Raw genomic sequence first — 12,449 nt, 5'->3', positions numbered from 1 at the left:
TTTTCTCCATCTGCGTCGCGATCGACGCTGTTCGGGAGACAGTCAGGAAGAGAAGGACGCCTTGGCGCCGGTTTCGCTGTCCTGCCTGTCGAGGCAGTTAGGGCCAGGCCCAACTTGGGATTTGGATATCACCGGCTGTGCCCATCACTGCCGGAGAAAACCCGCGGGCATTGCTGCCCGCGGGCAAGCTGTTTAGCGGACCACGTAGGGCAGCAGGCCGAGGAAGCGGGCGCGCTTGATCGCCTCGGGCGAGTTCGCGCTGCTTCTTCTGGCTGACGGCGGTGATGCGCGACGGCACGATCTTGCCGCGCTCGGAAATGTAGCGCTGCAGCAGACGCACGTCCTTGTAGTCGATCTTCGGGGCATTGGCGCCGGAGAACGGGCAGGTCTTGCGGCGACGATGGAACGGGCGCCGGGTCGGGATCTGGTTGATGTCGACCATTATTCTGCACCCCCTTCAAAGCTGCGCTGCGGACGCGGGCCACGATCGCCACCGTCACGGTCGCCGAACGAGCGCGGACCACGATCGCCGCGGTCGCCGAACGAACGTGGACCACGGTCACCGCGGTCACGGTCGCCGAAGCCGCCACGCTCGGAGCGCTCTTCGCGCTTCTGCATCATTGCCGAAACGCCTTCCTCGTGCTTCTCGACCTTGATGGTCAGGAAGCGCAGGACGTCTTCCGACAGACCCATCTGGCGTTCCATTTCGCTGAGCGCTGCCGGTGGGCAGGTCAGGTCCATAAGCGTGTAGTAAGCCTTCCGGTTCTTCTTGACCCGGTAGGTGAGGGACTTCAGTCCCCAGTTCTCGACCCGGCCAACCGAGCCGCCGCCTGCGGTGATGACGCCCTTGAAACGTTCAACGAGCTCATCGACCTGCTGCTGCGACAGATCCTGCCGGGCAAGGAACACATGTTCGTAAAGAGCCATTTGTCTTGCCTTTCTTCGTTTCTCTCCCGGTTCCCGGCGGCTAAAGCCTCTGCAACTTCTCTTTATCCGCGACGCGGAGAAGAAAGGAGCACGACGAGACGGTCGAGAGCGGAGACACGGGAGGCGGAAGCGTTTTCGCTCCACACGGCGGTTCTCTGAAGAACCTCCGGCCCTCCGTTCAGCCCCCAGCTGGGACCGGCAGATTGCGCGCGTCTATACAGCAATCTGGCAGGAACACAACCCTGGCAGGCTATGCAGCGGCAATCCGTCGCCGAAATCGCACCGAGCCGCGATTTAGGCGGCTTTAGGATCGCGGGCGTTGCGGCAGACTGGCGAACGCCTCATATTCCGGCCTCTCAACAACCGGAGAATTTCATGTCTTTCCAGGCCTATCTCGATACGATCAAGAACAAGACGGGCCAGGGACCGGACGATCTGATGCGCCTCGCCGACGCCAGAGGCTTTTCGGAAGGCGGGAAGCTGAAGCCGGGCATCAAGGCCGGACAGATCATCGAATGGTTGAAGACGGATTATGATCTCGGTCACGGTCACTCGATGGCGGTCTACGCCCTGCTGACCGGCAAGAAGAAACCCGGCGATTGAGAGACCGCCGTCGGCTCGCAAGTACGAAGTGCCGCTTCCCGAATTGCGCATCGCTCGATGGCTGGAACATGAACGGGCCCGAGTTGGACATTGTACGAGCCCGGTGAATGAGCCATCAGGCCCGTTTCGTTTCGAAACACGGAGCCCGCCATGTCCGGCACGCGGAGAGACCACGATCATTGGTCCGATGTCGCTTCCGAGTGGATCGAGTGGGCCCGCGCACCCAGCCATGATGCCTTCTGGGCCTATCGGCCTGCCTTGTCCGAATTTGTTGGCAAAGGCACCGGCGATGCGCTGGAGGTCGGCTGCGGCGAGGGCAGGGTTTCGCGCTTGCTCAAGGAACGCGGCTATCGCGTGACCGCGACGGATACGGTCGAAGTTTTCGTTGCCGCCGCCAGGGAGGTCGATTCGGCAGACCGCTATGAGGTCGCGCCTGCCACGGCTTTGCCTTTCGAAGCGGCCAGCTTCGACTTCGTCATGGCCTACAACGTTTTGATGGATCTTGACGATGTGCCCGCCGCCGTGAAGGAAATGCGGCGTGTTCTGCGTCCGTCCGGCACGCTGTTTGTCTCGATCGTGCATCCCTTTGCCGATCGCGGCCGTTTCGACCGCGAGCGTCCGCAAGCACCGTTCGTGGTCGACGGCAGCTATTTCGGCCGCGAGCGCTTTGAAGGCACTGAGGAGCGCGACGGCTTGCGCATGCGTTTCGCCGGCTGGTCGCAACCGTTGCAGAATTATGTAGCGGCGCTGGAAGGTGCCGGGCTCGCCATCACCTCGTTGCTGGAACCGAAGCCTGACACCGGGCCGCAATGGGCTACCATGCGCAACTGGGATCGCATTCCGTTGTTCCTGTGGCTGAAGGCGCGGCCGCTTGCGGCCTGAGATGCGTCAGCCTCTGCCTGATTTGAGGACAAGGCGTCCGACCGCCAGGAGGATGTAGGCGCCGAAGAACAGGGACAGCGCACCGCCGAAGCCGGACGGCCCGAAGGCATCCATGCCGAGGCCGATGGCCTGCGGGCCGAGCACCATGCCGACGCCGTAGCAGAGGACGAAGGCGGCATTGGCCGAGGCCAGCTCGTGGCCTGAAAGCTGCGAACCGAGATGGGCGAGGCCAACAGTATAGAGCGCGGCCACCACACCGCCCCATACGAAAAGAAGTCCTGCCATGAGGTGCCAGTTCGAGGCCAGGTGGGGCATCACCAGCGTTCCGATCAATCCGACGGCGGCGCAGGCCAGTAGCAGGTAGCGACGGTCACCGACACGATCGCTCACCATGCCGATGGGGATCTGCAACAGCACGTTGCCGAGGCCGATCATGGTAAGCAGCAGCGCCGCGTCGGCCTCCGAATAGCCGATGCGGTTGCCATAGATCGGAAAAAGCGCAAAGCCACCGGTCTCGACCGCACCGAACACCAGGACGGCAGCCGTGGCGGTCGGAACCAGCCAGATGTATTGCAGGAAGCCGCTGGTTTCTTCGCCCTCCGGCCGGATCGGCGGGCTTTCCTTGCGCGCGGCGAGAACCGGGATGGCTGCCACGGCGACCAGCACGATGATGACGCCGAAAGGCAGGAAGCCAGTACTGCCGATGCGAGAAAACAGCCACGGCCCGGCGGCGAAACCCAGTGAAAGCACTGTGGCATAGATGCCGAGTACCAGCCCGCGGCGCTTTGGCGGGGCGGACGTGCTGATCCAGAATTCCGACAGGATGAAAAGCACCGTCAGCGCGATGTGAAGCACGATACGCAATGGAAACCACATCCAGAACGACGGCGCGAAATGGAAGCCGACGAAGGCCAGCGCGCCTGCCGCGATCATGATCAGCATGGCCCAGGCGACGCCGAGGCGGGTGGCGATCGGCGTCGCCAAGGGTGCTCCAGCGATCGACGCGAGACCGGCGACCGCCGTGTTCAGGCCGATCATCGAAGCTGAATGGCCACGTGATTCCAGGATGACGCTTAGCAGCGGCATGCCGAGACCGATGGCAATGCCCACGACGCTGATCGAGGAAATGGCTGCTATCATCGGCAGCCAATGTACGCGCTCCTCGTCTTGCGCCATGGTTTCGTCCGTCATGCCAACCTGATTTTGTCTTAGAGAACGTCGCGCACGAAGCGGTTGTGGAGCATCCGATAGAAAGGCACCGCCCCGCCGGGGCGCAGCAGCGGATCGTCACTGAGCCGCTTTTCCAGCTCGTCCAGGATCGTTCGCGTAATCGTCGGGATATCGGCTTTCCTTGCCTCGGCCAGTGGCAGCCAGACAAGTTCTTCAAGCTCGTTGGTCGGGCCGTTGGGCAAAGCAACCGCGACGTCGTCGCGCCAGGCCGCGAGAAAACGGGTATCGAAGCGGCGGACGCGCCCGGGCGGGGTGATTGCGCGGGCAATGAAGCGCACGGCTTCCAGCGAAGGCTGCACGCCATGTTCGACGAACCCCTGCCAGTCGCGCTTGCCTGTGGCGAGGGAACCCTTCCGGCCGATCAGCAGTCCGGCCTCTTCATAGGTTTCGCGGATCGCAGACAAGGCAATGGCGCGGGCGCGGGTGGGGCCGGTGCGGCCGGCGCGAGCCGTCAGTTTGGTTTCGTCTTCGGGATGCAGGCCGGTCGCAACTGGAACGCGGCTGTCGGCAGGGTCGGTGCGGCCCCCGGGGAAGACGAATTTACCGGGCATGAAGGCGTGTGCCGCGTGGCGCCGGCCCATGAGCACGCGAAAGTCGTCGCCCTTACGGTCGAGCAGAATGAGCGTCGCGGCGTCGCGCGGACGTTTTGGCCCATCTCCGAGCGCGGATTCGTTGCGCTCAGCCTTGTCGACTTCCGCCTTGGTCATCCCTTGCATGTGACCGACCTAGCGGAAACTCATGTCAAATTAAAGGGGTGGTCTGGGCCGGTGCATTGCACCAGCCGCAAGGTCAGGTCTCGGGATGACCTTCGATGTGATCGACCTCACCGCCGAAACCATGCATGTAGTATGCCCACTGCAGACCGATCACGGCGCCCTTGATCGGCTGCAAAAGCGCCAGCGACATGATGATCGTGAGTGGCGCCCAGATCGCGAGGTGCTGCCACATGGTCAGCGTCGAGGTCGCTTCGACGCCCATGAAACCGCCGAGGATGACATGGCCGACGATCACGATCACCAGATAGGCCGGCAGGTCGTCGGCGCGGTGATGGTGGAATTCCTCACCACAGGCCTCGCAATGGTCGAAGGTCTTGGTGTAAGCGCGGAACAGCTTGCCTTCGCCGCAGTTGGGGCAGCGGCACAGGAAACCACGCTTCATCGCTGTCCACAGCGGGCGCGTTGCCCTGCCGGAATGCTGTTCGCCGCCGAAAACCTGCTGTTGCATCATCGTCTCCTGCCGCGCGGTCCAGAACGCGATTGCGAGGCTCGGGCGCGGCCCTTTGCCTTGTGAAACGACCGTTTCGAGCCAGGCAGTGGTTTCGGTGCGCTCAGCATTTCGAAGCGCATTGCGCCAGCCAGCGGCGCCACTTCGACAAGACGGACCTCAACACGGTCCGCAAGCTGATATCCCTTGCCGCTGCGTTCCCCGAAAAGCGAACGCGCCGTTTCATCAAATATATAGTAATCGTCACCCAGTGATGACACCGGGATAAAACCATCTGCGCCAAATTGTGGCAATTGGACAAAAAGTCCTGCCTTCGCGACACCGGAGATGCGGGCGTCGAAGCGCTCGTCGACGCGCTCGGCCAGATAGGCTGCGATGAGGCGGTCGACGGTTTCGCGTTCCGCGGCCATGGCGCGGCGTTCCGCCGCCGAGATCAACGCTCCGGTTTCGGCAAGCCTTTCTTCTTCGCCATGGGTCAGGCCGTCCGGCCCCAGGCCAAGCGCCGCGATCAGCCCGCGGTGCACGATCAGATCGGCATAACGACGGATCGGTGAGGTGAAATGCGCGTAGCGGCGCAGATTCAGCCCGAAATGGCCGATGTTGTCGGGGTTGTATTCGGCCTGGCTCTGCGAGCGCAGCACAACCTCGTTGACGAGTGCCTCGTTGTCGGCGCCGCGCACGCGTTCGAGGATCGCGTTGAACTGGCTCGGACGCATCTGCGCGCCACGCGCCAGCGACAGGCCGAGCGTCTGCAGGAATTCGCGCAGCGATTCCTGCTTGGCCAGTGTCGGGCCATCGTGGATGCGGTAGATCAGGGGCTGCTTCTTGGCTTCCAGCGTTTCGGCAGCCGCGACATTGGCCTGGATCATGAACTCTTCGATCAGTTTGTGCGCATCCAGCCGCTCCGGGACGATGACGCGGTCGACCGTGCCGTCCTCCTTGAGCAGGATCTTGCGCTCCGGCAGGTCGAGTTCCAGCGGCTGGCGGGCATCGCGGCCACGCTTCAGCACCGCATAGGCATCCCATAGCGGTTTCAGCACGCTGTCCAGGAGCGGGCCTGTCTTGTCGTCGGGCGCTCCGTCGATGGCAGCCTGTGCTTGCGGATAGGCAAGCTTGGCAGCCGACTTCATCATGACGCGGTGGAAGCTGTGACGGATCTTGCGTCCTTCCGCCGAAAAGGTCATGCGCGTGGCGATAGCCGGGCGATCCTCGCCCTCGCGCAATGAACAGAGATTGTTCGAAATGCGCTCTGGCAGCATCGGCACGACGCGATCCGGGAAATAGACGGAGTTGCCGCGCTTCAGGGCTTCGCGATCGAGCGCCGAATTCGGCCGTACATAGGTCGCGACATCGGCGATGGCGACCGTCACCACCACGCCGCCAGGATTGTTTTCGTCCGTGTCCGGTAACGCGTAGACCGCGTCGTCATGATCCTTGGCGTCCGCCGGATCGATGGTGACCAGAGGCAAGTCTCGCCAGTCTTCGCGTCCCTGCAAGGTCACCGGCTTCAAGGCCTCGGCCTCGGCCAGCACGTCGGGCGGGAAGATATGCGGGATGTCGTGCGCGTGGATGGCGATCATCGAGACCGCTTTTTCGCTGGTCAGCGAACCCAGGACGGCCAGCACTTTCGCCCGCGGCAGGCCGTAGCGGCCGGCACGCGACGGTTCGACCTCGACAAGGTCGCCATTGCGGGCGCCGTTCTGGAATTCCTGGTCGACGATGAGTTCGGGTTGCCGCCGCTCCACCGGCTCGACCCGGAAGGTACCGTCCTTCATGACCCGGAAGACGCCAAGCACGGCGTCCTTGCGTTTCTCGAACACCTTCATGATCCGCGCGGTATAGGCAGGACCGGTCGGATCGTCTGTCGGGAAGGTCTTGGCTAGAACCCGGTCGCCGATGCCGGCTACGGGACCGCTACGTGAGACGCGGATCGAAACCACCGGCGGCTCGCCATTGCCCTGATGCTCCGCAGGCCGGCCGACGAGACCGCCTTCGCTGTCACGTCCGATCACGTCGAGCACGGCGACATGAGGCAGCGCTCCGGGGCGAATATGTCGCTTGCGCGTCTTTTCCAGCAGGCCCTCATCCTGCAGGTCGCGAAGCAGGTCCTTCAGCCAGGCGCGATCGTCGCCGCGCAAGGCAAAGGCCTTGGCGATTTCGCGCTTGCCGGAGCGATCTGGGTTTTCCGCGATGTAACGCAGAATCTCGTCACGCGAGGGGCGATACTGATCGCGTGTCCCCCGGCGGGTATCGGCAGCGCGGGGATCGCCATGGCTTCGTCCGGAGATCCTGCGCGCCAATGCCCTATCCCTTCTTCTTGCCGCGGAACGGCTTCTTGCCGCCACCGCCCTTGGCTTCCTTCTCGGCGATCAGCGCGACGGCTTCGTCCACCGTCACTGTCTGCGGGTCCTTGCCCTTGGGCAGGGTCGCGTTGATCTTGCCGAAATTGACATAGGCACCGTAGCGGCCGTCACGCACCGTGATCTTGCCGCCGCCAGCAGGGTGTTCGCCTAGATCCTTCAGCGCTGCCGGCGTGCCGCCATTGCGTCCGCCTGGTCCCTTCGACTGCTTTTCAGCGAGCACCGATACGGCGCGGTTGAGGCCGATGGAGAACACGTCCTCGATGCTTTCAACGTTGGCATAGGTGCCATCATGCAGCACGAACGGGCCGTAACGGCCAAGGCCGGCCGAGATCATCTTGCCGGTCTCCGGATGCTGGCCGACATCGCGCGGCAGCGACAGCAGGGCCAGCGCCTTCTCGTGATCGATCGTCGCTGCCGTCCAGCCCTTGGGCAGGCTGGAGCGCTTGGCATCCTTGCCTTCGCCGCGCTGCACGTAGGGGCCGAAACGCCCCGAGCGCAGCGTGATTTCCTCAGCGGTATACGGATCCTTGCCGAGCAGCTTGGTGCCGTCTTCGACCGCGCCATTATCGCCATTGCCGTTCTGGCCATCGAGCTGGCGGGTGTAGCCGCATTCGGGATAGTTCGAACAACCGACGAAGGCACCGAATTTGCCGAGCTTCAGCGAAAGGTTGCCGTTGCCGCATTTCGGGCAGATGCGCGGATTGGAGCCGTCCTCGCGCTCGGGGAAGACGAGCGGCGCCAGTTCTTCGTTGAGCGCGTCGAGCACGTCGGTGACGCGCAATTCCTTGATGCCGTCGACAGCGCCGGAGAAATCCTTCCAGAAATCGCGCAGCACGTCCTTCCAGGCGAGCTTGCCGTCGGAAATCTCGTCGAGTTTCTCCTCGAGCGAGGCGGTGAAGTCATACTCCACATAATGCTCGAAGAAGCCCTCCATGAAGGCGGTAACCAGCCGGCCCTTGGACTGAGGCATCAGCTTGCGATTCTCGATCTTGATGTAGTCGCGGTCTTCCAGCGTCTTCAACGTCGCGACATAGGTCGAGGGACGGCCGATGCCGAGCTCTTCCATCTTCTTGATGAACGATGCTTCGGAGTAGCGGGGCGGCGGCTCGGTCGTGTGCTGCGTGGCGCTGATCTGTTCGCGCTTCAGCGTCTCCTCGGCGCGGATTTCCGGCAGACGCCGGTTTTCCTCGTCGTCCGAATCCTCGTCCTTCTGGTCGGTATAGGCTGCGATGAAGCCATCGAAGCGGGTGACGGAACCCACCGCGCGCAGGCCGGCGACCTTCGCGCCATTGCGTGCTTCGATCTCGACCGTGGTGCGCTCGATCTCGGCCGGCTGCATCTGGCTGGCGATCGCCCGCTGCCAGATGATTTCGTAGAGCCGCGCCTGGTCGGCATCGAGATACTTGCGCATCTCGGCCGGCGTGCGGTTGAAATCGGTCGGGCGGATCGCTTCGTGGGCTTCCTGCGCGTTCTTGGCCTTGGTCGTGTAGTGACGCGGCTTTTCGGGCAGATATCTGGCGCCGAATTCCTTGGCGATGGTGTCGCGAGCTCCCGAGATCGCCTCGGGCGCCATCTGGACGCCGTCGGTACGCATATAGGTGATCAGGCCTGCCGTCTCGCCGCCAATGTCCATGCCTTCGTAGAGCCGCTGGGCAACCTGCATGGTACGCTGGGCCGAGAAGCCGAGGCGTGACGAGGCGGCCTGCTGCAGCGTCGAGGTGGTGAACGGCGGTCCAGGATTGCGTTTGGTCGGCTTGGCTTCGACCGAGAGCGCGCGGAAGGATGCGCCTTCCAGCATCGCCTTGATGTCGTCGGCCATGACCTGCGAGGAAATGTCGAGCTTCTGCAGCTTCTTGCCTTCATAGACCGTCAGCCTGGCTTCGAAGCTATCATTGCGCGGCGTGCCGAGAATGGCGGCGATCTGCCAGTATTCCTCGCGAACGAAGCGTTCGATTTCAGCCTCGCGATCGCAGACGAAACGCAGCGCCACCGACTGCACGCGTCCGGCAGAACGGGCGCCCGGCAGTTTGCGCCACAAGACCGGTGAAAGCGTGAAGCCGACCAGATAGTCCAGGGCACGACGCGCCAGATAGGCGTCCACCAGCGGCGGATCGATCTCACGCGGGCTGGCGATCGCATCGAGCACTGCCTGTTTGGTGATGGAGTTGAAGGCGACGCGCCTGACCGGCTTGTCCTTCAGCACTTTCTTCTGCTTCAGGACTTCCAGAACGTGCCAGGCAATGGCTTCTCCTTCGCGATCCGGATCGGTTGCGAGGATCAGGCCGTCGGCTTCTTTCACAGCCTTGGCGATATCGGTCAGTCGTTTGGCCGAAGCCGTGTCGACTGCCCAGGACATGGCGAAATCCTCGTCGGGCTTCACCGAACCATCCTTGGCGGGCAGGTCACGGACATGACCAAAGGAGGCCAGAACCTTGTAGTTCCGGCCAAGATACTTGTTGATGCTTTTAACCTTGTTCGGCGACTCGACGACGACGATGTCCATGAGCGGCTGCGTTCCCGTGCGGCGTCAAACCAGAAAATGGAGCGCCGGAAGCTGAAAAATCCGCCCGTCACATGGCCGTGCTTTTCGGTCCGGTCAAGAGGTCGCCTCAAATTGCATATGTCGAGCAGGGCGTAACTCACGTATTTGAAGGGCGATCTTCTGCTACCCGAGGTGCGCATGGACAGTCCGTCAATATGGCGACTTTGGTCCTGTCGACTCGGGGCCGCGATCTTGCGACGGACAGAACTGCAACAGGAACTGTTGTCCATTGCGAGTTCGAAGTCCCGACCCGAGGGGTATGCCAAAGGTGCCGGCAGGCAGAGAGCATCTGCAATCCGCTTTCTCACGGTTTCCTTGCCTCACGATTTCGTCATCGCTGACAAAACCGTTCTGCGCTGACTTGCCACACAATGGTGATTGGAGCCCTGGCCCTGGCGAGGCTATATCCTGCTGCGCAACGGACGGAGCATTAAACATGGCGTTGGATGTCGGCTATCTCAGCGCGATCGGGGCAGGGGCCATCTCCTTCCTGTCGCCATGCGTGCTTCCGCTCGTCCCGCCTTACCTGTGTTACATGGCCGGCGTTTCCGTTGACGATTTCCGCGGCAATGCCGGTGTCGCGGCCAAGGCCGGAGCCCGCGGCGCGTTGATCGCTGCCTCCGTCGCCTTCGTCCTTGGCTTCTCCACCGTCTTTATCGCATTGGGCGCCGGCGCTTCGACGATCGGACGGCTGCTGCGCGTCTACCAGGAGCCATTGGCGATGATCGCCGGCGCCCTCATTATTCTGATGGGCCTGAATTTCCTGGGTGTCCTGCGCATTCCGCTCCTGTCGCGCGAAGCGCGTTTCCAGTCGCAGGGCAAGCCGGCCAGCGCGGTCGCCGCCTATGTCATGGGCCTTGCCTTCGCCTTTGGCTGGACGCCTTGCATCGGCCCAGTGCTCGGCCCGATCCTGACGCTGGCGGGTGGACGCGAGACCGTGAGCGAAGGCGCGTTGCTGCTCGCCGCCTATTCGCTCGGCCTAGGCATTCCGTTCCTGATTGCCGCGCTGTTTTCCGGGGCGTTCATGCGCTTCCTGGGCAGGTTCCGTGTTCATCTGGGTAGGGTCGAGAAGGTAATCGGGGCGCTGCTGGTTGTTGCCGGCGTCTTTTTCCTGACCGGTGGCGTGCAGGTGATGGCCTACTGGCTGCTCGAAAACTTTCCAGCACTCGGGCGTCTCGGATAGCAGCCCGAAATTTAACCGTATTGGTACCATAATGCGCCGATGCTAGAAGCCATTCGTCTTTCCCGCATCGGTAGCCGCTCATGACATCCAGAACCTGCCTGTCCATCATCCTCGCCGCCGGCGAAGGCACGCGTATGAAAAGCGCGCTGCCCAAGGTCCTGCACCAGATTGCCGGCCTGCCGATGGTGGCGCATGTGGTGAAGGCTGCGGAGACCGCCGGTGCCACCGACATCGCTCTGGTGATCGGCCATGGCGCCGAGGAGATGCGCAAGGCAGCGGAAAAGTTTGCGCCGCGGGCCGGCACCTTCGTCCAGGAACAGCGCCTGGGCACCGCGCATGCCGTGTTGGCTGCACGCGAAGCCATCGCCAAGGGGTATGATGACGTCCTCGTCATGTTTGGAGACACCCCCTTGATCGATGCCGGGGCTCTCGGTGAGGCGCGGGCCAGGCTCGCCGAAGGAGCTGCCGTGGTGGTCATCGGCTTCCGCCCGCCAAGCCCTGCCGGCTATGGCAGGCTGCTTGAAAAGGGAGGCAAAATGATCGCGATCCGCGAGGAAAAGGATTGCACCGATGAGGAGCGCAAGATCGGTTTTTGCAATGCCGGCATGATGGCTGTCTCCGGCAAGCACGCGCTCGACCTGCTTGACGGCGTCGGCAATGCCAACGCCAAGGGTGAATACTACCTGACCGATATCGTCGAGATCGCCAACGGCAAGGGGCTGGATGTCGTTGCAACCGAGGCAGGCTACGAGAACGCGCTCGGCATCAACAATCGCGCCGAGCTCGCCGAAGCGGAGGCCATCTGGCAGAAGCGCCGGCGCAAGGAGGCAATGCTTGCCGGCGTTACGCTGATCGCGCCGGAGACGGTCTACTTCTCATATGACACTGAGATCGGTCAGGATACGGTGGTCGAGCCCAATGTGTTCTTTGGTCCGGGCGTGACCATCGCCGGCGGCGTGAAGATCCACGCGTTCAGTCACCTGGAAGGTGCTACCGTTGCGGCCAATGCCGACATCGGCCCCTACGCGCGCCTACGCCCAGGCTCCGATCTCGCGGCCAAGGCCAAGGTCGGAAACTTCGTAGAGGTCAAGAACGCCCGGATCGAGGCCGGCGCCAAGGTCAACCATCTGACCTATATCGGCGACGCGCGCGTCGGCGCCGGTGCCAACATCGGCGCGGGCACCATCACCTGCAATTATGACGGCTATTCCAAGTTCTTCACCGACATCGGGGCCGGCGCTTTTGTTGGCTCGAACTCGTCGCTGGTGGCGCCGATCAAGCTTGGCGACGGCGCATACATCGCTTCCGGCAGTGTGATTACGGAAGATGTTCCGGAAGATGCTTTGGCATTCGGTCGCGCGCGCCAGAAAACCTTGCCTGGCAAGGGCAAGGAACTGCGCGAGCGCCGAGCTTCTGCTGTCAAGAAATAGGAAGTTGTTGCGGCTGGACTTCGCCAAGAGCTTGTCATACGAGGCACCGGAGCAGGTCTAGAGCA

General features: G+C 62.8%; 10 protein-coding genes and 1 pseudogene. 4 read left to right on the top strand and 7 right to left on the bottom strand.

Annotation, left to right across the window (positions count from 1 at the left end):
* Nucleotides 1–192: 192 nt before the first annotated feature.
* Together rpsR and rpsF are read right to left on the bottom strand one after the other, a co-directional pair.
* Nucleotides 193–442, bottom strand: a pseudogene (rpsR, locus tag ACFJIU_RS15100) (30S ribosomal protein S18).
* Nucleotides 442–927 carry a 30S ribosomal protein S6 gene (gene rpsF, locus ACFJIU_RS15095; protein ID WP_101934856.1) on the bottom strand — a complete coding sequence of 162 codons (486 nt, stop codon included), beginning with the start codon at nt 925–927 and terminating at the stop codon, nt 442–444. The pseudogene rpsR and the gene rpsF overlap by 1 nt, the downstream one beginning before the upstream one ends.
* Nucleotides 928–1,302: 375 nt before the next feature.
* Here rpsF and ACFJIU_RS15090 point away from each other — a divergent pair, with 375 nt between their 5' ends.
* The gene (locus ACFJIU_RS15090) at nt 1,303–1,530 is read left to right on the top strand and encodes a DUF4287 domain-containing protein (RefSeq protein ID WP_379072783.1); all 228 of its coding nucleotides are present in this window, start codon (nt 1,303–1,305) and stop codon (nt 1,528–1,530) included.
* Nucleotides 1,531–1,680: 150 nt separating this feature from the next.
* A complete protein-coding gene (locus tag ACFJIU_RS15085; RefSeq protein WP_379072781.1) occupies nt 1,681–2,412 on the top strand; it encodes a class I SAM-dependent methyltransferase in 732 nt (243 codons plus the stop codon).
* 6 nt (nt 2,413–2,418) lie between these two features.
* Here ACFJIU_RS15085 and ACFJIU_RS15080 read toward each other — a convergent pair whose 3' ends face one another.
* The 5 genes from ACFJIU_RS15080 to topA form a co-directional block, all read right to left on the bottom strand.
* A complete protein-coding gene (locus tag ACFJIU_RS15080) occupies nt 2,419–3,603 on the bottom strand; it encodes an MFS transporter (protein WP_379072779.1) in 1,185 nt (394 codons plus the stop codon).
* A 17-nt stretch (nt 3,604–3,620) separates the two neighbouring features.
* Entirely contained in the window at nt 3,621–4,358 is a 738-nt protein-coding gene (locus ACFJIU_RS15075) for an NUDIX hydrolase (RefSeq protein WP_379072778.1), read from the bottom strand.
* Nucleotides 4,359–4,431: 73 nt separating this feature from the next.
* Nucleotides 4,432–4,866, bottom strand: a complete 435-nt coding sequence (locus ACFJIU_RS15070) for a DUF983 domain-containing protein (RefSeq protein WP_379073105.1) — start codon at nt 4,864–4,866, stop codon at nt 4,432–4,434.
* Complete coding sequence (gene rnr, locus ACFJIU_RS15065; RefSeq protein WP_379072776.1) at nt 4,866–7,166, bottom strand: ribonuclease R; 2,301 nt, start codon at nt 7,164–7,166, stop codon at nt 4,866–4,868. The genes ACFJIU_RS15070 and rnr overlap by 1 nt, the downstream gene beginning before the upstream one ends.
* Nucleotides 7,167–7,170: 4 nt before the next feature.
* A complete protein-coding gene (gene topA / locus ACFJIU_RS15060) occupies nt 7,171–9,732 on the bottom strand; it encodes a type I DNA topoisomerase (RefSeq protein WP_379072774.1) in 2,562 nt (853 codons plus the stop codon).
* A gap of 475 nt (nt 9,733–10,207) precedes the next feature.
* Here topA and ACFJIU_RS15055 point away from each other — a divergent pair, with 475 nt between their 5' ends.
* Nucleotides 10,208–10,954 carry a cytochrome c biogenesis CcdA family protein gene (locus ACFJIU_RS15055; protein ID WP_379072772.1) on the top strand — a complete coding sequence of 249 codons (747 nt, stop codon included), beginning with the start codon at nt 10,208–10,210 and terminating at the stop codon, nt 10,952–10,954.
* Between the two features lie 80 nt (nt 10,955–11,034).
* Nucleotides 11,035–12,384: a bifunctional UDP-N-acetylglucosamine diphosphorylase/glucosamine-1-phosphate N-acetyltransferase GlmU gene (glmU, locus tag ACFJIU_RS15050; RefSeq protein WP_379072770.1), complete on the top strand. Its 1,350-nt coding sequence runs from the start codon at nt 11,035–11,037 to the stop codon at nt 12,382–12,384.
* The last annotated feature ends 65 nt before the right edge of the window (nt 12,385–12,449 follow it).

The sequence above is a fragment of the Mesorhizobium sp. UC74_2 genome, assembly GCF_042701485.1.
Classification (GTDB): Bacteria; Pseudomonadota; Alphaproteobacteria; order Rhizobiales; family Rhizobiaceae; genus Mesorhizobium.
Note: the sequence above shows the minus strand (reverse complement) of the source record. Positions and strands in the feature narration are given on the sequence as shown.